We start from the raw sequence: 25,037 nt of genomic DNA, 5'->3' as shown, positions 1-25,037 counted from the left end.
TTTTGAAAATCGAGTAAAAAAAAGCCTTCGGAAAAATCTTTCCGAAGGCTTTTTATTGAATAAAATCTAATTACTATATTGTTCTATAAATTGAAGTTTGTCCATCCTGCATACCAAGTATCATTGGCATCTTTCACAGCACCTCTGTAAGTTACCTGAGTAAACCAAGTAGCTACTTTAGGATTTGTAAATGTTCCTCCTGTTAATAGTGGAGAACCAGCAGCTGGAGTAAAGTTTGGTGTAGTTCCTGCAGGAGCCCATGCACCGGCAAGTTTTACATCAGCAGTAGAAGCTAAGATTGTATTTCCTTTAGCGTTAAACCACGTTGTAAGGTCGTTCAATGTATAACTTGTTGGGGTAGAAGTTGAAGCTCCGAATTTTAAAGGAGTTGTACTTCCTGCTATAATGTTATTTTCGAAAAACAGTTTATTACCTACAATATTATTATCTGTTGGAGTTCCTTTAGTTGCATCAACGAATAAACCAACCGGGAATCCTGTGAAAACAGAGTTAAATACTGAGATAGAAGAGTTTCTTCTGATCTGCAATGCATTCTGGAATAATGAGTTGATTGAACCTGGGCTTGAAGAATTGATTGGCCCAATGATCGTCATATTAGAGAATGTAGCAGATGTTTGAGGTGTTAGAGGAGAACCATTAGCATCATTATCAGATTCAAATGCGTTAGAACCGGAAACGTCAGCTACCTGAGGATCTCTTACTGCAATACCGAACTGAATATTTCCTGAGAAACCGTTATCAGTATCGAAATCGTCATCAAGACCTTTGTAAGAAATAAGGTGAGAACAGTTTACCGTTCCTCCGAACCACTCAAAACTATCATCATTAGCATAAGCAACTTCTACGTAATCTACTGTAGTACCGTTACCTACACCTCCGAATGTAAGTCCGTTAACCTCTTTGTCTGGTAAGAAAGCATATCCTGCATATTCAATTCTTACATATTTTAAGATACCACTGTTGTCAGCAGCATTAGTTCCACCATAAAGTCCAAGACCTTCAGAGTTATTGATACCTCCTTCAATTTCTCCTACTCCGTTAGCACCACCGAAAGATGCGTTAGTAGGTGCATTTCCTAAGATAACAACACCTGCCCAGTCTCCTCTTTTCGGACTTGGTTTTTCTGAAGTGAAGATAATAGGGTTAGCAGCAGTACCTTCTGCCATTATTTTACTTCCTTTAGTAATAATTAAAGCTCCGTTTTTATCAGCTTCACCTACAATTTTTGTACCTGGCTCGATGGTTAAAGTAGCTCCGTTAGTTACGTATACTAATCCTCTTAGCTTATAGATTTTATTAGCTTTAAGGGTAAGACTTGATGTGATTTTTCCTGAAAGAATAAGGTTTTCAGTCTCTCCGTTTCCGTTGCCACCACCTTGAACGATGGTAGGTCCATCTTCTTCTATATTTCTACAAGCGGTAGTTGATACTAGAGCGCTAAGCATTAAAGAATATAAAACGAACTTTTTCATGTTATAAAGAATTAAATTATTTTTATTAGATTATTTATTGGATATATTAAAATTTGTACCCCAGTGTTAAACTGATATTGGTCCCTGTTACTCTTTCTATAGCAAGAGCATCTGTTTTGTCATATTTACCATTGTCATTAAGATCATGGTAGAACTTAGCACGACGGTTCAGGATGTCTGAAACATTCAGTTTTAGCTCTCCTTTATCTTTCCATATTTTTTTAGCAATCTGGAAGTCTAAAAGGGGTCTTGGAGCTTCCCAGATTGGTGGAACCTGATCATTTCCTACATAAAGAATTCTTCTTCCGATCATGTTGAAAAGTACCGTAGAAGACCATCCTGATTTTTCAGTATCGTACTGAAGACTGGCATTGATCGTGTAAGGAGATTGTCCCTGCATCGGTCTGTCAATTTTCGTAGTTTCATCCGTTACTCTGTTCCAGATTCTGGAAGCATTTCCACCTAGTGTAAAGTTTCTAAGTGCAGAAATGAAATCAAGTTTCTTTCTGAATTCAACCTCTATCCCATACGCATCAGCTTTGTCTACGTTAAGGTAGTTGAACGTGTTACTTGTTCCTACCCCGGATTGGTTGAAGTAAAGCTCGATCGGCTTTTTGAAGTTTTTATAGAAACCTGCCACAGAGAAGATCTCACCGTTTCTTGGGTAATATTCCCAACGAAGATCCGCACTGGTAATTTTAGTTCTTTCAATATTTTTACTACCAATTACAGTAGCTCCCAAGTCGAAATCATAATAAGCCAAAGGAGAAACCTCTCTAAACTCAGGTCTTACAACAGTTTGTGAACCGGCAAGACGTACATTCATTTTAGGATTTACTTTGAATGTCAAGTTAAGCGCAGGTAAAAAGTCTGTTACACGAGTGTTTACAAAACGATCATCGCTTTTTTTCGTGCTTCCTACTAATTGGTCAAAGTTCTCAACTCTTAATCCCCATACGGCTCTTAACCAAGGCGTAAAGTTGTTGTCAAACTGTAAATATCCTGCATTAAGAATTGTATTGGCAATATATCTGTACTGATTTCCGGCAATTTCATCGAATGTAAATCTACCGTCAGTTCCAAAGTTTTCCTGATTAAAGATAGTTTCAAAAGGCTGAGAAAGTAATCCTTGATTGTATCTTTCAAGCCTTACAGAGAATGGTCTTGAATTGTATATTCTGTCTTTTACCTGGAATAAATATCCTCCTTTGATGGTTTGCTTTTGTCCAAATAAAGTAAATGTCTTAGAAATATCACCACCAGCATTGTATAAATAATCGCTTAGTGTAGAATAGAAAACACTTCCTGATTTTTGAGAAAGACCATTAGAAATCAATGCCAGATAAGGACTTCCCTCCATATTGGTATATTGGTTATACTGCAAACGCTGTAGCAATGGAATGTATTGGTCTAGGATCCCGAAGCTTCCGTACCAGTTTACGGTAAATCCGCCAAGGGCATCTATTTTATGAGTTCCGGTAAGAGTAGAATTATAGAATGTTGTATTTTTAAATCCTGTCTCTCTGGCTATGATATTCGTTCCGTTGATAGGATCAAATTCAAAATCCTTTCCAGATCTGAAAGACATATGATTCACCGAGTTATTGGTGATAATGTTCTTGATGGAAATTTTATTGTTGTTGTTAAGTTTTAAAGTAAAATTCAACATTCCACCCAAGGTAACATCATTGCTGTATTTTTCAGTGAAATAATCAAAGTTGGTATCAGCAAGTTGATTGTTGATGGTAAAGAAACGGTTGGTAGATTCAGTTCTTCTCTTATTGTTGCTGTAATTTAATACTGCAATTACTCCCAGATCCTTTCCAAATAACTTAGAATTGAAACCTCCGTCTAACTGTAAACTTATGTTTTCAGGATAACCTACACTATTGTAGCCCATGTTCTTGGTATATCCTTTACCTATTTCTGTTTTCTGAGCTTCAGTTAAGATCGTGAATGCATTTTTTGCAGGCATATTGGTTGGAAGCTTTCTGTAACCGTCATCAATTCCTAGAAAGTCCCATTTTCCACCTTTTTGCATATGGAACTCTTGCCCCATCGTGATAGAGTTTCCTCCTACACCTATTTGTGCATTAAAGAAATTCTTATTAGGAATATCCTTAGTATTTACCTGGATCAATGCGCCTCCCCATTCTCCCGTATATTCAGGAATAAAGGTTTTGTTAATGACCAGGGTTTCAATAACGTTGGCCGGGAAAAGGTCAAAAGAAAATGTCTTTCTGTCAGGCTCCGTACTGGATAACTGAATACCATTTAACATGGCCTGATTATAACGGTCTGATAAACCTCTTACTACAATATATTTTCCATCAAATAAACTCACACCGGAAACTCTTTTCAGAACCTCTCCTGTGTTTCTATCCGGACTTCTTTTAATAGCTTCAACACCAATAACCTGAGAAACTACACCAGAATTTTTCTGTAAACCGATGGTAGAAGCTATGGTTTCTTTTCTTGCATTTGATTTTATTACAACTCCCTCAATTTCTTTCTCCTTAGTAGTGGGCTTATCTAAAACAATATCAAGGTGAGTGTTACCATCATTTTTTACAATAACTTCACTTATTTCCTTTCTGTTGTATCCGTTAGAGCTTACCGTTATAATGTAATTGGTACCAGGGGATAGATTGATTGAGTAATATCCGGCAATATCAGTAGTTACTTCCTGATCATTCACCTTTACTTTTACACCCTCTATAGGAGTGTTGTCTTTCTCATCCAATACCCTGCCTTCTAACACTTGGCTCTGTGCAAAAGCAAGGCCCGCAGAAAACAAAGCAAGTAGCGTAATACTCTTTTGGAGTTGTTTTTTCATTTTACTTCTTTTTCAGGGGCAAAATAAGGGCTAACTTTTCAGGAAAAGTTTAGGAGAATCTTAATTAATTGTGAAGTTTGTATTAATAGATGATGGTTGTTTTTTATTGTTGATGTTTGTTTTTTATAATTATATTTTTTTTGTTTATTATAATAATAGTTTCGTATATTTGATTTATATGTATTTATTTACTGTTTTTATTATCGATTTTGAAATTCAAAACTGATGATATGTTTTTTAATAATTAGTTAACATAACATAAATAAGGAAGACCACGGAAAATAGTTACTTTTGTGGGAATTCTTAAACTAGAAGATGAGCAAAAAAATTCTTTTAATAGACGATGAACTGGACATTTTAGAGATTCTGTCTTACAATTTGGAAAAGGAAGGTTATGATATTTATACAGCTACCAATGGTAACGAAGGTATAGAAAAAGCAAAAGAAATAATTCCGGATCTGATCCTCCTAGATGTAATGATGCCCGAAAAAGATGGCATTGAAACTTGTCAGGAACTTCGTAAAGTGAAAGAACTTCAAAAAACATTGATTGTTTTCCTTTCTGCAAGAAGTGAAGAGTTTTCTCAATTAGCCGGTTTTCAGGCAGGTGCCAACGATTATGTCGTAAAACTAATCAAACCAAAAATTCTTATTTCTAAAGTAAACGCATTACTACAATTAACCTCTCAGGTTTCTGATAATGCAAAACTGATCGAAATAGGTGATCTTATTATTGATAAAGATAATTTCAGGGTTTCCAAAAGCGGACAGCAGTTTCTGCTTCCTAAAAAAGAATTTGATTTACTTTATCTTTTGGCTTCCAATACAGAAAAAGTTTTCAAAAGAGAAGAAATTCTGGAAAAAGTTTGGGGGAACGATGTTATCGTAGGAGAAAGAACTATTGACGTTCACATCAGAAGATTAAGAGAAAAGTTAGGAATCAATACCATTCAGACTTTAAAAGGAATTGGATATAAACTAATCGTTTAATCAATTAGAAACCTTAACTTTACGTTCAATCATTAAAACTTTGTAAAATTGAAATTTTACAGACTTACACTTGTTGCCTCCAGTCTTTTGACTCTGGTAATGCTCTTTTTGGTGGTCGTTTTCGATTCACTTAAAGACATCTATTACGAAACCCCTTTGTTTAAAACAGGGCTTTTAATCTGTGTTATCCTGATCTTTATTGTCAATTGCGTCGTATTGGAGCTTTTGTTCAATTATTACGGTAGGAAGCAGGTAAAAGGACTTTCCGGGATTCTTCCTCAGGAGATTGTGCACGACCATGATGAAAATATTACCATCAAGGAACTGGGAGAAAGGTTTTCAGACCTGAATCAGCAGAAAGTGACAGAAATTGACATGATGAAAGAGATGGAAAGCTACCGTAAAGAATACATCGGAAACGTTTCCCATGAACTTAAAACGCCGCTATTTTCCATCCAGGGCTATGTAGAAACATTAAGAGACGGAGGAGTAGATAATCTTACCATTCGTGATAAATACCTGGAAAGAATCGATAAATCTGTAGAAAGGCTTATTGCCATTGTTACAGACCTTGATATGATCAACAGGCTTGAAGCCGGAGAAATTAATCTTACAGTTTCAAAATTTGACGTCAATCTTCTTATCAAAGAGATTTTTGATCTACTTGATCTTGAAGCAGAAAAACATAATACAACCTTACAGATTCAGACTCTTCATCCACAAATCTTTGTGGAAGCTGATAAACAAAAGATTTCTCAAGTCTTTATTAACCTTATTTCAAATGCCATTCATTATGCGAACAGGCAGGAAGCAAGGGTTATAGTAAAGACAAGTGTCTTGAAAAATAAGGTGCTGATAGAAGTGATAGACAACGGAATGGGAATCAAATCTGAAATTCTCCCAAGGATTTTTGAAAGATTCTACCGTGTAGAAACCAGCAGAAGCAGAAGAGAAGGAGGTTCAGGATTAGGATTAGCTATTGTAAAGCATATCCTTGAAGCTCATAATGAAAATATTACAGTAGAAAGTGTTTATCTCGAGGGAACAAAGTTTAGTTTTATGCTCGAAAAAAGTAAATAATTTCGTCAAAATGTAAGAAAAAAAAATAATTTAAAAAATCCTGAAATATTTTTTTGTCACATGTCATTTATTATATATTTGCACCAGAGATTTATCATAATTATAAAGGCAAAAAAGTAATTTAAGAAACTGATATGGTTTACAAAATCCGCGTAATATTAGATGCGAAAGAGGATATTTTCCGTGATATTGAAGTTAAAGGAAAACAAACGTTATGGAATTTACATTTAGGAATTAAAAGTGCGTTCAATCTGCAAGGAGAAGAGCTTTCTGCTTTTAATCTGTTAGAGAGTGATGGAACAATCGTAAAAAGTGTCCCACTCGAAGATATGAGTGATGATGGTGATGGCGAGATTATGTCAGATGTGTACATTGATGAGGCTTTTGAAAATGCTGGAGACAAAGCACAATTCCAATATGGGCTACTGGATCTTTGGGAGTTTTATTGTGAACTTGTAGAGAGTATTGAGGATAAAAAAGGAGTTACCTATCCAATTACCGTTTTCAGGTTTGGAAATGTTCCTTTAAAAGCTCCTAGCAAAAGCGGAAACGCTGGAGGATCTAAAAAGAAATCAGCAATGCCTCTTATGGACGATGATTTTAGCTTTGATGACGATTTTGGATCAGGAGGAAACTTCTCAGATGAAGATGACAACTTCGATGATGACGAAGAAGAAGACTACAACGATGATGTCTTTGAAGATGAAGATGACAATGATGATGAAAGATAAGATGTAAGAACATACAAGATATATGCCCCGGATTTTTAATCTGGGGCTTTTTTATTGAAAATGGGCAACTTGATTTTATCTTTTCGCCTTTCTCCGCTTCTTTACCCTTTTCCTGACCAAAATTCTTACTTTTGTTAAAAATAGATTAATGAAAAAATTAATTTTATTAGCCATAATTGGTCTGGGAATTGTTTCCTGTACCACTCAAAAAAATACAGGGAAGATGACAGATTTGCCAAAAGACTGGAAACATAACACTAATATCTACGAAGTAAACATAAGACAATATACTCAGGAAGGAACTTTTAAAGCATTTGCAAAAGAAATGCCCCGACTGAAATCAATGGGAGTAAAAACACTTTGGTTTATGCCTATTACCCCAATTGCACAGCAAAATAAAAAAGGAAGTCTGGGAAGTCCTTATGCAGCGGCAGATTATACCTCCATTAATCCGGAATTCGGGACACTGCAAGATTTCAAGGATATGGTGAACGAAGCACACAGACTTGGCTTCAAGGTGATCATAGACTGGGTAGCCAATCATACAGGGTGGGATCATGTTTGGACAAAAACACATCCTGAATTTTATTTAAAAGATCCTGACGGAAAATTTCATATTGCATCAGGAATGGATGATATCATTGAGCTGGATTATAAAAATCAGGAAATGCGTCAGGCAATGATTGAAGCCATGAAGTTCTGGGTAACAGAAACCAATATTGATGGTTTCAGATGTGATCTCGCTTCATGGGTAGAAGTTGATTTCTGGGAACAGGCACGTCCTGAAGTAGAAAAAGTAAAACCTCTCTTTTGGTTAGGAGAATTTGATGAGCTGGAAAGTCCTGAGTACGGAAAGGTATTTGATGCAAGCTATTCCTGGAAGTGGATGCATAAATCCGCAGATTATTACAAAAAAAATGAACCTCTTCAGGAATTGAAAGATTTATTGGTACAATATTCCAATATTGGCGATAAGTCAATGAGGGCTTGGTTTACAGCTAATCATGATGAAAACTCATGGAACGGAACAGAATATGAAAAATATGCAGTCATTGCAAAACCTATGGCCGTATTTTCAGCAACATGGAATGGGGTTCCACTATTATACTCTGGGCAGGAGCTTCCCAACATGAAAAGGCTGGAGTTTTTTGAGAAAGATGTCATCAAGTGGAGTAAAACTTACCAGGTTGCAGACTTCTATAAAACACTATTAGATTTAAAAGCATCCAATCCTGCTTTGAGAGGCGGAGATTCAAATGTTACCACCTATCTTCTCAATACAACTGCCAATGACAAGATTCTGGCCTACGTAAGAAAAAATGGAAAAGATGAAGTGCTGGTCATTTTAAATATGTCAAAAGAACCTGTCAACTTTACCATTGAAGATGGAAATATATCAGGAACATTCAGAAACGTTTTTGAAAAAACTAAAAGAAACTTTGATGAAAGTAAAGATTTCAATTTCAAGGTTTCAGATTATGCTGTATTTGAAAAATGAAAATTAAGGCCATTGAAATTCTGGCTGAAATTATAAAATCCTAATTACAGAATTTTAAGTGCACCATATTCCCCTCTGTCGGAGGGGAATTAAAATTTATGATTTTGATGAGTGGTTTTTACCTCTCACAACCAAACAATATCATTACAATGAACAAACAGGAAATAATAAACATACTCAAAGCCAAATTAACAGATAAGATTCAGTATTTCGAAAACCTGATCAATGAAACACGTGCCTCTAATAACGACACAAAAAGTTCGATGGGAGATAAATACGAAACGGGTAGAGAAATGCTTCAGCAGGAAATTAATAATCTGCAGCGTCAGCTTAATGAAGTCCTGAATCAACAGGCTGTTCTACAAAAAATGACAGCTGATCTTTCTGAAAAAGTTCAGAACGGAGCTTTGGTGAAAACCAATAAAGGGTTGTTCTATGTGGCGGCTTCAATGGGAGAAATTATTTTTGAAAATCAGAAAATGATGACAGTTTCATCAGAATCTCCTCTAGTGAAAGCAATGTTTGGCAAGAAAATGGGAGAAACATTTACCATCAACAATATCAATCAGAATATTGAAAACATCTGGTAGATCAATCTTTACTATTATGAAATTTAAAAATGTACTTCTCCTTGCTTTTTTATTGGGCAGTTTAGCGATTAATGCACAGATGAGAGCCATTGTTTCAGGGAAGACCTATGATCTGGAATCTGTAAAAATTACGGTAAACGATTTTGTTATTACCCTTGATTCTGAGGGGTTAATTTCCGATTTTAATGCTCCGGAGCTGAATGGTAAAATTGAATACTATAATGATAAGACTTTCGATAAGATTAAATATGGAAAGCTTAAAAGTATTGGCAGTGTCAAAATAGATTATTGGGATGAATTGGGCTGGGATAGTGCCAAAAACGGTAAACTGAAAAGTATAGGAAATATTTCTGTAGACTATTGGGATGATTCTGCCTTTACCAGAGAAAAAGCAGGTAAAGTAAAGAAAATAGGAGACCTTAACGTAGATTATTGGCCCGATGATGTCATCGATAACAGCAGAATGGGTAAGTTGAAAAAAATAGGCGATATTTCCATCGATTATGGAACAAAGGATATTATCGACCAGAGTAAATTTCAGAAACTTATAAAATTCGGTCCTGTAAATCTGGATTACTCTGATGATAGATTTATAGATAAACACAGTTATGGACTGCTGAAATCCATCAATGGAAACAGTGAAAAAATTAGTGTTTCCGTATTGTAGTTCCATAACATGATATAGATTATTTCAATAACTTGTAGATAACAGATATACAAATGTTTACTAAAAAACGTGAGCATCTATTTTAAAAAGCATTCAAATATTGAATGCTTTTTTAGTAAATTTGAACCATAAAATTCCTTTCAAAATGCAAAATTACCTGGATCTTTTACAACATATTTTAGACAACGGAACTGATAAAACCGATAGAACAGGCACCGGAACAAGGAGTGTGTTCGGATATCAGCTGAGATATGATCTGTCAAAAGGCTTTCCTTTGGTAACCACTAAAAAAGTGCATTTGAAGTCCATTATCTACGAATTGCTTTGGTTTTTGAAAGGAGAAACCAATATCAAGTACCTTAAAGATAACGGGGTAAGCATCTGGGACGAATGGGCAAATGAGAATGGTGATCTTGGACCCGTTTACGGAGCGCAATGGAGAAGCTGGAATGGAGCTGATGGTAAAGTTGTAGATCAGATCACTGAGGTTATTGATCAGATCAAAAAAAATCCGGATTCCCGAAGATTAATCGTTTCTGCATGGAATGTAGCAGAAATTCCAAATATGGCATTGGCCCCTTGTCATGCATTATTCCAGTTTTATGTAGCAGATGGGAAATTGTCTCTTCAGCTTTATCAGAGAAGTGCAGATGTTTTCCTTGGTGTTCCTTTCAATATTGCAAGTTATGCACTATTATTGATGATGGTAGCGCAGGTTTGTGATTTGGAAGTAGGAGATTATGTTCACAGTTTTGGAGATGTTCACATTTACAACAACCATTTTGAGCAGGTAAACAGGCAGCTTTCAAGAGAAACCAGAGCACTTCCGACTATGAAGCTGAATCCTGACGTTAAAGATATCTTTGATTTCGATTTCGAAGACTTTACTTTAGAAAACTATGATCCACATCCGGGCATCAAAGCTCCGGTAGCAATTTAATATGTCACCGGATATTTTTAATATCCTTTTGTAATTGGTATATTTCCATTATTTTTGACGCTTGTGAAAATGTAGTTTTCACCACAAATTTTGAAAAATAATATGGAAAAAAAATTAAACAATAGTTATCTGATATTTCTGAATATCTTAATAATTGTTTACAATCTTTATATATGCCTGGCTGTTTTTAAAGAGAAAATAATAGTCTCAGACGACCTGAGTAAACTTTACGAATCAAAGCAAATTTCTGAGTCGTATTTCAGTTACATTTATTCTTTTCTGGACTCCACAACCATGGCTGCAAGACCTGTGTCTGGCTTTGTCACGGGAACCTTGATTTTTTTTTCCAAGTCTAATGAATACATCTATCTTTTAGGTGTACTTTTTTTTCCTCTTTCTCTAATTGTCATTTATTGGGTTGCCAAAAATATTTTGTCCAAAGAATTAGCTAGTTTGGTTACTTTACTATATTCATGTTCTTTAATTGGGACAAGTATTCAATTTTCTTCCATTATGCTTAACTCGAATCTGGCAACTATCTTTTTCTCATTAAGCATTTACTTTATCTACGTTCGCAAAAATATAATACTTAGCTCACTGTTTTTTATTGCCTCCATTTTAAGCTACGAAATTTTTCTTCCGCTGATTCTTTTGAATTTATTTTTAATCAAGAATAATAAAAAAAGAATCTTATTCTTACTGCTTACGTCAGGTACCATCGTCCTTTTCAGAAAGGTTATCCAGCCGGAGTTATTTGCTAATTCCTATCAAAGAGATGAAGTAGGAAGAATTTTTGAATTTAAAAGAGTTGTACAGGTAGCTGTTTATTCCGTTAAACTGTTTTTCAAGGATCTTTTTGTGGGAATGTATAAAGGATTACTGAACCTTAGAAATATTCATATTGTAGAAATAATATCCGCATTGATTGTGTCTTCAGTCGTTTATAAGGTATTTTCTGTTTATGATTTTAAAAGTCAATTACATCGTTTTAAAAACTTAGGAATCATTTCCCTGATTTCAATACTGCTGGGATTAAGTATCTTTCTTTTCTCATCCTATATTCCTACTGTTTTTGGATTTGATAATCGAAACCTTGGAGCCATAAGGCTTTTCTATACGCTATTTGTGATTACAGGAATTGTATATGTATTGGTTAAGCTGAAATTAGGAAATAAGATAATCAGCGTATGTTTTGCAACCCTTGCCTTTCTTCTTATGATCACAGATATCAGTGTTAAAAATTCATGGATTTATGCAAGCCGGTTTAACAATGAATTATTCAGCAAATTAAACATTGCTCTTAAGGGAAACCATATTGAAAATGGAGAAATCTGTTTGAAATATGATATATCAAATGAATTAAAGACCAATCCGCACTTTACTTTTAGAGAACCTATTTTCTACAATAACTGGGAAAGTCCAATGCTATCTGAAATGAATGGCATAGATTCCAAAAAAATCCATGTTTATAACGTGGAAAGAAAAATGGATTGTACAACCGTATTTCTTTACCAAAACGGAAAAATAAACAGGGTGAAATGATTTCAGCCTTGTTTTTAAATACTTAAAATGCCTAAAACAGGTATATTGTTTCTAAAATAAGTTTTAAATTTGAAAGAAGATCCATAACGGATTATAATTCCTTTTAAAAAGGGGATTAGTAGTATATCTAATTACAAATATAAATCATGAAGTATTTAAAAATAAATATTGAAGAGAATGTAGATCCGGAAGTCCTTAAGAATGCAATACTTCAATTGAAAGGAGTTACTTCAGCAGAAGTAGTAGATGATGAAAACCCGGAAAGTGAACTGAAAAAAGCCTTTGCCAAAACAAAGGAACAACTGAAAACAGGGGATTACGAAACTCTTGTTAATGATATTTTTGACATCATAATAAAAAAATAATTCTAAATAATAATAAAGTAGACAGATGAGAAAGGCCATTTTATCAATTGCTGTACTTGGAATTTTATTTTCCACCAATGTATCAGCACAAACTGAAACTTCAGGAAGAGAAAAAGTGTACAGGGCTACCCATACCAAAGTAACGGAACTTAAACATACCAAACTGAAGGTAAACTTCGATTATCAGAAAGAACAGATGAATGGAGAGGAATGGCTTACTGCTTCACCATACTTCTACGCTACTAATGAACTGGTACTTGATGCAAAGGGAATGCTAATTCATGAAGTTGCCCTTGATAACAACGGTAAAAAAGCTCCTTTAAAATACGATTATAAAGATGATGTCCTGAAAATTACTTTGGATAAAACCTATCAGAAAAATCAGGATTATACAGTTTACATCAAATATACATCCCGTCCAAACGAAGTAAAACAGCAGGGAAGTATGGCTATTAATGATGCAAAAGGACTTTATTTCATTAATGCACAAGGAACAGAACCGGATATGCCTACACAGATCTGGACTCAGGGAGAAACTGAATCTTCTTCAGCATGGTTCCCAACAATTGATAAATCCAACCAAAAGACCACACAGGAAATCTATATGACGGTTCCTGATAAATATGTGACACTTTCAAACGGAGTTTTAAAAAATTCTCAGAAAGAAGCCAATGGACTCAGAACAGATCATTGGGTAATGGATAAAAGACACTCTACCTATCTTTTCTTTATGGGAGTAGGTGAATATGCCATCGTAAAAGATAAATGGAGAAATATTCCTGTGGATTACTACATTGAAAAGGAATATGAACCTTATGCCAAGCAGATTTACGGAAATACACCTGAAATGATCGAGTTTTTCTCCAAAAAACTGAACTATGATTATCCTTGGGCAAAATATGCACAAATTTCCGGTAGAAATTATGTAAGTGGTGCGATGGAAAATACTACCGCAACACTCCACGGAAGTGATATTCTTCAAAAACCGGGACAGCTTATCGATGAAAATACATGGGAAGACACCATTGCTCATGAATTATTCCACCATTGGTTTGGAGACCTGGTTACAGCAGAAAGCTGGAGTAACCTTACCGTAAATGAATCTTTTGCTAACTATTCCGAATACCTTTGGAACGAATATAAATACGGGAAAGATCAGGCTGACTATCACCTGATGACTGATGTGAACAGATATATCCATAATCCATCTGACTTTAAGAAGAACCTTGTGAGGTTCAATTATGAATCTCGTGAAGATGTTTTTGATTTGGTAACCTACCAGAAAGGAGGAGGGATCTTAAATATGTTGAGAAACTATCTTGGAGATGATGCTTTCTTTGCCGGAATGAATGATTACCTGAAAACCTATGAATATCAGAATGCAGAAGCTCATCAACTGAGACTTTCCTTTGAAAAAGTGTCAGGAAAAGACCTGAACTGGTTCTTTAACCAATGGTATTTTGCAAACGGTAACCCGAAGATCAACTATTCATTTACTTTTGAACCTGTAAAAAAACAAGTGTCTGTTACGATTAATCAGACTCAGGATCCACTTTTTGAGTTTCCTCTGGCAATTGATGTATATGATAACGGAAAACCGAAGAGATACAATGTTTGGGTAAATGCTGAAGCAAAGAATACGTTCAGTTTTGATGTTTCCAAAACTCCGGATTTGGTAAATATCAATGCAGATGGAGTTCTACTGGCAGAGATTACGGACACGAAGACTCCCGAGCAGAACCTGATGCAGTTTACAAACTCCAAGGAGTTTAAAAATAAATATAATGCTTTAGCAGGAATAAAAGACCAGTTAAAAAGCCCTGCTGCTATAAAATTATTGTCTGCAGCTCTTAAGGATCCATTCTTTAGAGTGAGAATTCAGGCTTTACAATTAATGGATCTTTCAAGTCCTGAACAAATGAAAGCTTTAGGTGCTGATGTAGAAAAATTAGCTTCTAATGATCCTAAAACATTAACGCAGGCTGCTGCTATTGCTGCTTTAGCAAAAACGAAAGATAAAAAATATCTTCCAATGTTTGAAAAAGGAATGAGTGCTGTTTCAAATGCTGTAAAAGGAAACTCTCTAGGTGCTATTCTTGCCGTAGATCCATCAAAAGCAAATAATTTTGCAGACAAAATTGATCTTGAAGGAGCTTCAGAGGAATTACAGGCACAATTGCTTCCAATTATTGTAAAGAATAAGGTGACTTCCCAAATGTCAAATATTGCTCGAATTGCAGTATTTTATCCGTTTATTAAATTCCAGAACCCGGAATTAGGAAAAGCTGCGGAAGATGGCTTCAACTGGATCATGACTTCAGATAACCTAGCGGCAACTGAAAGCATTACTAAAATAGCAGGGTACGCCAAAAATCAAATGACAGATAACCCACAAGCTAAAATGATGATGGTTCAAATGCTGAAAGATGGTTTGAGTAAAAAGATGGAACTATTAAAACAAAATCCACAGAATTCAGTTAGTATCAATAAGCAGATTGATGCCTTGAATAAAGCAATAGAAAATTATAAGTAAAATATTAAGCCGACAGAATTTGTCGGCTTTTCTTATTAATGTTATAAAAAACAGTGGTTTTTACCGCTGTTTTTTGCGTTATCTTTCATAAATTCGTTTAAAATTTAGAAAATTATGAGTTTTGGAATTGAGGCGGCAAGCTACTATGTACCTTCTTTGTATTTGGAAATTAAAGATTTAGCTGAAAAAAGAGGTATAGAACCTGCCAAATTGGAGAAAGGGTTAGGACTTCATAAAATGGGGCTTCCCGACGTACATGAAGATGCTGCAACTTTTGCAGCTGAAGCGCTATTAAAGTTAATTAAAGATTATAGTATCAATCCCAAAGATATTGCAAGAATTTATCTGGGAACAGAAAGTGCATTGGATGCTGCTAAGCCAACGGCTTCCTATGCGATGCAGATGGTTGAGCGAGTGTTGGAGGCGGATTTTGGTGAAAGGGTTTTCAGGAATTGTGATGTTGTAGACATGACTTTTGCCTGTGTAGGTGGGGTAGATGCTCTTCATAATGCTTTAGATTTTGTAAGGGTAAATCCTGATAAAAAAGCAGTGGTGATTGCCAGCGACTATGCAAAATATGAATTGGCTTCCTCCGGAGAATATACACAAGGAGGTGGTGCAGTTTCACTTTTAATCTCTGCAAAGCCGGATCTATTGGAAATTGACAATCACTGGGGAGTTGCTACAGAAAGTGTTTTTGATTTTTTCAAACCAAGAAGACAGTATAAAAAGAAAGACCTAATAGGCGCTCCTGATGTTTATCCTGATAAAATTGAAATTTTTACAGATGAGCCGGTTTTTGATGGCCAGTATTCCAATCAGTGTTATCAGGATAGAATAAGAGAAGCATATCAACATTATAAAGATGTTACTGGTAAAGAAAAACCTTATCAGGATTGGAAGTATATTGTTTTTCATCTTCCTTATGCTTTCCATGGAAAAAGAATATTTACAGAGATCTATAGTATTGAAAACGGATTTTCTTATGAAACACCGGATCAGCAGAAAGCAGTTGCGAAATCTGAGGATTATGTACAATTAATTAATCAAAAGATAGAAAAGACTCAAAGAGCTTCTTCCGAAATAGGAAATATGTATACAGCTTCTATTTTTATGGCATTCCTTTCCGGTTTACAAACTTCTTTTAACGAAAACGAAGATTTATCTGGAAAGGAGATTGGGTTCTTTGGCTATGGCAGTGGATCTAAGTCGAAAGTTTTTGCTGGTAAAGTCTCTGAAAACTGGAAAAAAGTTGTGGATAAGTGGAATCTATTCGACAACCTTAATAATAGAACAGCTATTGATTTTGAAACTTACGAAAAACTCCACAGAAAACGGTTAAATGAATCTGTAAATGCAGGCTACAATGGATTTGGCCTTGATTCTATTGAAGAGGAGAATCCTGTTTTGAATGGGGCAAGATACTATAGCTATAAGAAATAATATTTAGTAGTATAAAATTATAAAAAGCATCTCAAATATTGAGATGCTTTACTTTTTTGTATGTTTTTGGGAAATTTTATTATCAATTTGTTATGATTTTTCTTAAAATTATAACAAATCATTATTTTAAATATTGAATATTTTTCATTTAAATTATTGTTTTAATGAAAATTTTACACTAGTTTTTTAATTTTAATGTAACATAGTATTTTTTTTAATTGTTGTTAATATTTTGTTAAAGTTAAATTGTTTTTAATTAATTGCAATAATTGTTTGAATTTAACTATAATTATTAATTTAATTACTATTTTTAATTAATATTTTTCACTTCAATCGATTGTTTGATAGGATATTTTCATTTGAATCTATTCTTTCTTATTAACATATTTGTCATCGGAATATCTTAAAATTTGTTAATATGAATGGAAAATTATCAGTGCTAAGTGCTGGAGTCCTGTTTTTTATAGGGCAAGGCGTGATGGCACAAAAGGTGAAAAAAGACACGGTTTCCACAAAAGAAATTGAAGAAGTCTTGGTGGTGGGGTATGGAACCCAGAAGAAAAAAGAAGTTACAGGTGCTGTTACATCTATTAAAGCTGCTGATGTAGCCAGTATTGCTGCTCCAAGTTTTGAACAGCAGTTGGCAGGTAAAGCAGCCGGTGTTCAGATTACCAGTACAACCGGTATTTTGGGGGAAGCTCCAAGAGTAAGAATTAGAGGAATTGCATCTATTACTTCAGGTACATCACCGTTGTATATTGTAGATGGTATTCCTATCTTTTCCGGAGATGTAGGAGGTCAAACTGCTACCAATGGTTTGGGGGATATTAATCCTAATGACATTGAATCCTTTGAAGTCTTGAAAGATGGTGCTGCAACAGCAATCTATGGTTCAAGAGCTGCGAATGGGGTGATCTTGATAACCACTAAAAAAGGAAAAGGAGGGAAACTAAGCCTTAACTTTAGCAATTACGCAGGATATGCAATGCCAGTAGGCTTGTATAATTTACTTCAAACTCCTGACTTTATTGCTATTTCTAATGAGAAAAGATCGAATGCAGGCCAAACGGCAATCGCGTTCGGTACAGAATATAATACTGACTGGCAGAAAGCAGTTCTAAGATCTGCTGCATTCCAAACAGATAATACATTATCAGCTTCAGGTTCATTCGGAAAATCAAGCTATTATACTTCCATAGGGTATACCAAACAGGAAGGGGTTGCTATTCCTAACGAAATGCAGAGATTCTCTACAAGAGCTAATGTTGATCATCAGGCATTTGAATGGATGAAGATTGGAACAAATCTTAGCTTTACAAAAACAGATTATGTAGGACTAAATACGGGTGCATCATCACTTTCAGGGAATATTTACAATGCTATTAAGCAATTGCCAAATACGCCAATCTTTGACCCAAAAAGCCCAACCGGATATAACATTGACGCGACTGATCCAAGGGTAGTAGGTAGATGGCAGAATTTATTGCTTGCAGGGGATAATATTACGAACATCGTATATGCCCTTAATAACAATAAAATGAGATCAAGTGTAAATAGATTGATCGGGTCTCTTTATTCAGATATTAGATTTTTACCTTATTTATCTTACAGATTCCAGGTAAGTGTTGACCAGTCTCAAACCAAAGGGTTTGTATATTGGAACCCTATACATGGTGATGGACGTGGATCTAATGGATATATCAGAAATGACTTTTCAGATTATCTAAGAGGCAACATCCAAAATATCTTGACATTCAATAAGACTTTTGGAGAAAAGCATAATATTGGTGCTGTAGCAGTATATGAGTATCAAAAGCAGAAATTGCAAAGCTTCTATGGCGGTGGAACAAACCTGTCCACTCCTTTCTTTAATAATGGAATTATTTCCAACTCCGTGGGTACGCCTCAGTCAGGAGGAGGAATTACAGAGCAGGGAATATTATCATATGCTGGAAGATTTAACTATAACTATGCAGGTAAATATTTCTTACAGGCTTCCATAAGAAGAGACGGACTTTCTTCATTACCAATGAACAACAAGTGGGGTAATTTCCCAGGAGTATCTGTGGGATGGACGATAAGTAAGGAAAACTTCATGGAAAAGATCAGTAATGTAGTTTCTGATTTTAAAGTAAGAGCTTCTTATGCTAAAGTTGGAAATACAGATATTGGTAATTATCCATATTTAGGATTGTTTAGCAATTACAAATATGCAGATTACACTGGGGTGGCTTATTCACAAATTTATAACCCAGATCTAAAATGGGAAACAAGTAACAAATACGATTTAGGGGTTGACCTGGCTTTGTTCAGTAATAGATTGAAATTTACTTTTGATTATTTTGAGAACAAAGTTACGGACATGATTATTGAAGCTCCGTTGGCTCCATCATTGGGAGTTCCTAACAATAGTATTTTCAAGAATATTGGAGATATGAAGAACAAAGGATTTGAATTTTCAGTGGACTACAATGTTCTTAATACTGAGAGATTCGGATTGGATGTGAATGCCAACCTTACATTAATGAGCAACAAGGTATTGGCTCTTGCTAATAATAATGCTGATATTTTCTCCAGTGCAAACAATATTATCCGTGTAGGAGAGTCTTTAAGATCAATCTACGGATTTGATTATTGGGGAGTGAATGCAGCTAATGGTAACCCAGTTTATTATAAAGCTGATGGAAGCTTGGTTCAAGGACTTGTAGGACAAGGGTCCTATGCGGTTTTCGATCCTTCGAATCCTAATGATGTAAGTAAATCTTCCACATTAGGCTTATCAGATAAAAAAGTATTGGGGAATACATTACCGAAATATTTTGGAGCGCTTGGTATTAAATTCAGATTCTATGACTTTGACTTAGGTACAACGGTTAGGTTCAGTGGTGGTAACAAGGTATTCAATGCTACTAGAAGAGATTTGATGACCTTGAATTTCAACAACAACTCAACGGAAATTTTAGGAAGATGGCAGAGCCCTTCAAATCCAGGAGATGGATTGACACCTAGGTTGATCTTTGGAGATAACACATTGAGTAACCAAACAAGTAATGCTACTTCAAGATTCTTGGAAGATGGAAGCTTCATTAAGTTTGATGTGATTAGTTTAGGATATACTTTCCCTAAAGATGTTCTTAAGTCTATTGGGGTGAGAAATCTAAGGATTTACTTCCAGGCTCAGAACGCATTCATCATTACTAAATATAAAGGCCTTGATCCTGAAATGGAGAATGCCGGGGTAGACTTTAATGGAACTCCTCGTCAAAGAGTATTCAGTATGGGCTTTAATGTTTCACTATAAAATAAAATAACAATGAAAAATAATAATATAATAAGAAGGGGGTTGTCTGTTTTATCGGTATCATTATTAATAGCGATGGTGAGTTCTTGCTCAGACAGAGAGACCTTAGATTTACAACCTTATAATAACCTCTATGAGGATATTGCCTTTACTTCTGCAGTGAATGTGGACTTGGCTGTGATGGGGGTTTACAATGCGGCGCAGAATGGTATTTATAAAACGGCGCCGGATGCTGCCAACACTCCTAGAGGATATGTGTTTGGGGCTGCTTATGTTGAGCAAAATGACGTGCGCGGTGAAGATATGGTTAATACAGCTACTTTTTACCAGTTAACATATACGGCAACTTATGATGGTGGTTCTCCTAATAATTCACATTATTGGATGAATGGCTATGGGTTGGTTAATAAAGCAAATATTACAATAGATGGTCTGAAAAAAGCAGGCGAAACAGGAGTAATTACCCCTGCGGTACGTGATAATTATTTAGGTGAAATGTACTTCTTAAGAGCATTAGCTCACTTGGAATTATTAAAGCATTTCTCTCGTCCATATAATTTTACAGCCAATGCAAGTCATCCGGGAATCCCTTACCGTACTACCGCAATTACCAGCCCTGCTGCTATTGAAGAGGGGCTTAAGGTAGGAAGAGGAACTGTAGCAGAAGCCTATACTAAGATTCTTGCTGATTTGGACCAAGCGGAATTACTAACGGCAAGTAAATCTACAAGATCAGGTAATGCAAGAATTACCAGAGCAACTAAAGAAGCTGCAATTGCTTTGAAGGTGAGAGCTTACCTAAATATGAGAGATTGGACAAAAGTACTTACAGAAGGAGCAAAATTAAGTTCTGCTTATACGCTTACTGCTACTCCAGATGTACCATTCATTTTGGCTAATAACTACAACAATTCTGAATCTGTTTTCTCCATTGAGAATTCAGCCAATACCAACCCTGGTACTAATGCTGGATTAGCGTCTATGTATAGAGATAGATCATTGGTATGTATCAGTCCTATTATCTGGAGAAACCCAAGATGGTTGTTGGATGATAAGAGAAGAGCTGAAACAGCAATGGTAAGAACTTCTACTGCAGGAGTAAAATATGTAAATAAATATAAAGATGTTACCAACTTATCAGATGGTTCTCCAATCATGAGATATGCGGAAGTAATCTTGTCCATGGCAGAAGCTTATGCAAGACAGGGGAATACGGCTTCAGCTATTACGTATCTGAATATGGTGAGAAACAGATCATTGGCAACTCCGGCTACTCAACAATATACTGCTGCTTCATTTGCGAATGCAACAGATCTTGTAGATGCCATTATTACAGAAAGAAGAATTGAGTTCCTAGGAGAAGGAATGAGATGGGGTGATATTCATAGATTACTTTATGATGACTTGGTACCTACGCCTGGTATTCCTGCTAAGGTAGCCAATTCTACACCTCCGGGATCTGCCTTTACATTGGGTACTCCATATACAGGACCGTTAGGTGTTGCTATGATTCCAAAAACAGATTTCAGAATATTATGGCCTATTCCAAATGACGAGATCGTGAACAATCCAACGCTTGCGGCTCAGCAAAATCCACAGTGGTAAAACAAACATATTAAAGGTTTGTTGAAAAAGGATAAAAGTTATTTTGCAAAAAATATAATTTTTTAAATGGTAAAAAGAAGCATGAAAATATTTCTAAAATACCTATCAATTTGAACCGATTTTTAAATCGTATATATTAACAAATTTTTAATTTTAACTGTAGGGAGACTGCCTTTTAAGGTGGTCTCCCTGTTTTTTATAAGGTTGTTTTTAAGATAAATTGATGAAAAGTAGTACTTGTTTTTCTCCGTTTTGTTTAAAATTTAGGTAAAATGTATTTTATATTTTTCGTCGATTTTAATATTTTGTGTTTATATTTTTCTTTTTATTATGTGAAATGATGTACTTTGATTTTTATTTCATTTTTTATTAAAATTCCCTCATTGTTTAAAATGCTTTGTTTTTTGTTAAAATTTTAAAAGCAATTAAATTTTTTCTTTAGTGTTTTTTAGAGATTGATGCGGATAACCCTGTTCTGGTAAAGGGTTTTCAAGGTTTGATAAATTGATGTTGTTAATATTTATTAACATATTTGTCCCTTGAATATATTAAAATCTGTTAATATGAATATGAAATTGCGTGTTTTGACAGCCGGGGTCTTGTTTTTCACAGGCCAAGCTGTATTTGCTCAAGAAAAAGAATCTAAGAACAGTAAGGACAAAGAGACTAAAATTGAGGAAGTAGTTGTTTTAGGATATAGTAAAACAGCTACCAAAGCTAAAACTACCAGCTCTTCGGTGACAGTAGGTGCCGAAACTTTGGAAAACAGACCTAACATCTCAGTATTAAGTTCAATTCAGGGAACTGCTCCCGGTATTGTTGTTAACTCGGCCTCTGGTTCTCCAGGTTCTGGGAAATTCAATATTCTGATTAGAGGAACAAGCTCACTTAATGGTTCTACGGATCCTTTATACGTGGTAGATGGGGTAATTACTTCAGGTTCTCAGTTCAGAAACTTGAACTCTTATGATATTGAAACATTCAGTATCCTGAAAGATGCCCAAGCAACGGCAATCTATGGTAACAGAGCTGCAAATGGAGTTGTTGTAATTACTACAAAAGGAGGGAAGTTTAACTCAGGGTTAAAGGTTTCCTATGATGCATTAACTTCTTTCAGCCAGCTGCCTCAAACAAACTATAATATGGCAAATGCTCAGCAATTGTTATATATTCAGAAAAATTTAGAAACAGGTAAAGGAAAATCTTTAACGAACGACCAGATCAATAACTGGGGAACAGATACAGATTGGAATAAGCAATTTACCCATGTCGGTATTTCTCAGCAGCATAACTTGTCTATTACCGGAGGTGGAGAAAATATCAATAATTTCTTCTCCCTTGGATATTTAGAAAGTGAAGGAACTGTGAGATCTACAGACTTCAAGAGATTTACAATGAGAAATAATCTTAACGGTAAATCTAAAAATGGAAAGTTGACTTTTGGTTCTATCATCGGTTTAGGATATTCCAAAAGAAATCAGTTGGATGATGAAACGAATACTACAATTTCCAGCAACACTCTTCAAAACCCATTATTTGGAGGAGTACTTTCAAGACCATATATTGACCCTTCTCCATATGCGAATGGACAAGAGTTATATAATGCTATCAAAGGTGATGCTTCTAACAACAGACAATGGATTCTTCAGGATAACATCAACGGAGGAATCAGAAACAGGTTTGCAGAACTAAGTATTTCTGCGAATGCCAATGTAAATTATAAGATTACAGATTTCCTTAGCATTGGAAACAGAACAGGTATTGAATATAAGCAATACGAAAGAACTTTCGCGAGATCACCACTAGGATACCTTGCTATTAGTGTGGCAAACGGAGATCAGGCTAAATACGGAGGTAGTGAAGAGTTTTCTACAACAAGAGATTTAACTTTCAACAGTATTACCAATATTTCATTCAATAAGTCTTTTGGAGATCATACAATTAGTGCTGGTGCCTATATGGACTATATCAAAGCACATGTAAGTAATAATTTTCAAAGACAAAATGGTCTAAACCCATTACAGTGGGAGTTTGGTGCAGGAACTGGTTATATTCCTTTCAACCCTGATACTCCTAACTTTTACAGACCTTCTGTAACGGCTTCAAAAGTAACAGCAGGTACCTTAGCTTATTTTGGAACATTAGATTATGATTACAAAGATAAATATGGTGTAAGTGGAGTTGTAAGAAGAGACGGATCTTATCGTTTCCTTCCTACAAACAGATGGGAGACTTTCTGGTCAGTTGCAGCAAGATGGAATATCGACAAAGAAGATTTCATGGCTAATTCAGGATTCAGATTATTGAAACTAAGAGCTTCAATCGGTACTACAGGTAACCAGAATTTAGGAATTGCTACTGATAATTCTAACCCATTAGCATTACTTCCAAATAACTTCCTTGATTTGTATAACGGTATTTCAGGATATCAGAATTTATTAGGATATAACTTTGTTAACTTATCAAACCCGTACTTAGAGTGGGAGCAGGTAAAACAAAGTAACATCGGATTAGACTTTAACTTTAAAGGATTAATCGAAGGTAGTGTTGATTACTATCAGAAAAGAACATCAAGAATGTTCAACGATCTTCAAAAATCAGCAGTTACGGGTTATTACTCAATCAGAGGTAACGACGGAGTTCTTGATAACAAAGGTATTGAAGGGATGATCAAATATAACGTGATCAGAAACGAAAATACAAGATTATCCGTTTTCGCAAACGCAGCATATAACTCTAACAAGATTGTTTCTATGAATAGCGAAAACCTTGCAGGAGATGTAGTAAATGCTATTGGTGGACCTGCTGGTCAATATCAATTATATTCATACGTTGGTGTAAATCGTGATAACGGAAACTTACAGTTCCTTGACAAAAATGGAAGCATCACTGAAGCTCCTACATCTGCAGACAGAGTATTGACAGGAAAATCAAGATATGCTAAGTTTACAGGAGGTTTCGGATTTAACTTCCAACACAAAGGATGGTTCTTTGATTCCTTATTCTCTTTCCAACAAGGAGGATGGATCTATGATAACTTACAGTCTTGGGTATTTGATCCAAGTGCAGCTGCTAACAGAAACCTTTCTGCAGACTTGTTAAACGCATGGACTCCTCAAAATAGAGATACAGATGTTCCAGCTTTAAAAGCAAGCAACCTAACTTTGGGTTCTTCAGACAGATTTTTACACAGATCAGACTTTATCAGACTTAAGAATATTACTCTAGGATATAACTTTAGCAAAAGTCAGTTAGGTAAACTGCCAGTAAGAGGAATCAAAGTATTTGTTCAGGCAGAAAACCTTTATACCTGGACAGATTGGAAAGGATTTGATCCGGAGCCGATTACTTCATTTTCACTAAATGTTTACCCTAACCCAAAAACCGTATCGGTAGGTTTAAATGTTGATTTTTAATAGAGAA

At 35.2% G+C, this 25,037-nt stretch carries 16 protein-coding genes; 14 read left to right on the top strand and 2 right to left on the bottom strand.

The features are described 5' to 3' along the window. Nucleotides 1-83: 83 nt before the first annotated feature. Together C1638_RS05220 and C1638_RS05215 are read right to left on the bottom strand one after the other, a co-directional pair. Nucleotides 84-1,493 (bottom strand): beta-helix domain-containing protein, encoded by a 1,410-nt coding sequence (locus C1638_RS05220; RefSeq protein WP_109618814.1) that lies wholly within the window; start codon nucleotides 1,491-1,493, stop codon nucleotides 84-86. A gap of 46 nt (nucleotides 1,494-1,539) precedes the next feature. After that, nucleotides 1,540-4,329: an outer membrane beta-barrel protein gene (locus C1638_RS05215; RefSeq protein WP_109618812.1), complete on the bottom strand. Its 2,790-nt coding sequence runs from the start codon at nucleotides 4,327-4,329 to the stop codon at nucleotides 1,540-1,542. A gap of 315 nt (nucleotides 4,330-4,644) precedes the next feature. Here C1638_RS05215 and C1638_RS05210 point away from each other — a divergent pair, with 315 nt between their 5' ends. The 14 genes from C1638_RS05210 (at nucleotide 4,645) to C1638_RS05145 (ending at nucleotide 25,030) form a co-directional block, all read left to right on the top strand. Continuing rightward, nucleotides 4,645-5,319, top strand: coding sequence for a response regulator (locus tag C1638_RS05210; protein WP_076352431.1), 675 nt, complete (start codon nucleotides 4,645-4,647; stop codon nucleotides 5,317-5,319). A 48-nt stretch (nucleotides 5,320-5,367) separates the two neighbouring features. Continuing rightward, entirely contained in the window at nucleotides 5,368-6,399 is a 1,032-nt protein-coding gene (locus tag C1638_RS05205) for a sensor histidine kinase (RefSeq protein ID WP_109618810.1), read from the top strand. Nucleotides 6,400-6,533: 134 nt separating this feature from the next. After that, the gene (locus tag C1638_RS05200; RefSeq protein ID WP_109618809.1) at nucleotides 6,534-7,130 is read left to right on the top strand and encodes an IS1096 element passenger TnpR family protein; all 597 of its coding nucleotides are present in this window, start codon (nucleotides 6,534-6,536) and stop codon (nucleotides 7,128-7,130) included. A gap of 148 nt (nucleotides 7,131-7,278) precedes the next feature. Continuing rightward, nucleotides 7,279-8,628, top strand: coding sequence for an alpha-amylase family glycosyl hydrolase (locus tag C1638_RS05195; RefSeq protein ID WP_109618807.1), 1,350 nt, complete (start codon nucleotides 7,279-7,281; stop codon nucleotides 8,626-8,628). Nucleotides 8,629-8,777: 149 nt separating this feature from the next. Next, nucleotides 8,778-9,218 (top strand): hypothetical protein, encoded by a 441-nt coding sequence (locus C1638_RS05190; protein WP_109618805.1) that lies wholly within the window; start codon nucleotides 8,778-8,780, stop codon nucleotides 9,216-9,218. Between the two features lie 16 nt (nucleotides 9,219-9,234). Then, nucleotides 9,235-9,885, top strand: coding sequence for a hypothetical protein (locus tag C1638_RS05185; protein WP_109618803.1), 651 nt, complete (start codon nucleotides 9,235-9,237; stop codon nucleotides 9,883-9,885). Nucleotides 9,886-10,030: 145 nt separating this feature from the next. Then, nucleotides 10,031-10,825 carry a thymidylate synthase gene (locus C1638_RS05180; protein WP_109618801.1) on the top strand — a complete coding sequence of 265 codons (795 nt, stop codon included), beginning with the start codon at nucleotides 10,031-10,033 and terminating at the stop codon, nucleotides 10,823-10,825. A gap of 102 nt (nucleotides 10,826-10,927) precedes the next feature. After that, entirely contained in the window at nucleotides 10,928-12,367 is a 1,440-nt protein-coding gene (locus C1638_RS05175) for a hypothetical protein (RefSeq protein WP_109618799.1), read from the top strand. A 146-nt stretch (nucleotides 12,368-12,513) separates the two neighbouring features. Next, nucleotides 12,514-12,732 carry a hypothetical protein gene (locus tag C1638_RS05170; RefSeq protein ID WP_109618797.1) on the top strand — a complete coding sequence of 73 codons (219 nt, stop codon included), beginning with the start codon at nucleotides 12,514-12,516 and terminating at the stop codon, nucleotides 12,730-12,732. Nucleotides 12,733-12,757: 25 nt separating this feature from the next. Further along, entirely contained in the window at nucleotides 12,758-15,265 is a 2,508-nt protein-coding gene (locus C1638_RS05165) for a M1 family metallopeptidase (protein ID WP_109618795.1), read from the top strand. 114 nt (nucleotides 15,266-15,379) lie between these two features. Then, complete coding sequence (locus C1638_RS05160) at nucleotides 15,380-16,708, top strand: hydroxymethylglutaryl-CoA synthase family protein (RefSeq protein ID WP_109618793.1); 1,329 nt, start codon at nucleotides 15,380-15,382, stop codon at nucleotides 16,706-16,708. Between the two features lie 418 nt (nucleotides 16,709-17,126). Continuing rightward, nucleotides 17,127-20,009 carry a SusC/RagA family TonB-linked outer membrane protein gene (locus tag C1638_RS05155; protein WP_109618791.1) on the top strand — a complete coding sequence of 961 codons (2,883 nt, stop codon included), beginning with the start codon at nucleotides 17,127-17,129 and terminating at the stop codon, nucleotides 20,007-20,009. 12 nt (nucleotides 20,010-20,021) lie between these two features. Continuing rightward, a complete protein-coding gene (locus tag C1638_RS05150) occupies nucleotides 20,022-21,614 on the top strand; it encodes a RagB/SusD family nutrient uptake outer membrane protein (protein ID WP_109618789.1) in 1,593 nt (530 codons plus the stop codon). A gap of 563 nt (nucleotides 21,615-22,177) precedes the next feature. Continuing rightward, nucleotides 22,178-25,030 (top strand): SusC/RagA family TonB-linked outer membrane protein, encoded by a 2,853-nt coding sequence (locus C1638_RS05145; RefSeq protein WP_109618787.1) that lies wholly within the window; start codon nucleotides 22,178-22,180, stop codon nucleotides 25,028-25,030. Nucleotides 25,031-25,037: the final 7 nt, after the last annotated feature.

This window comes from Chryseobacterium oncorhynchi, assembly GCF_002899895.1.
In the GTDB taxonomy this organism is placed as follows: Bacteria; Bacteroidota; Bacteroidia; order Flavobacteriales; family Weeksellaceae; genus Chryseobacterium; species Chryseobacterium oncorhynchi.
Note: the sequence above shows the minus strand (reverse complement) of the source record. Positions and strands in the feature narration are given on the sequence as shown.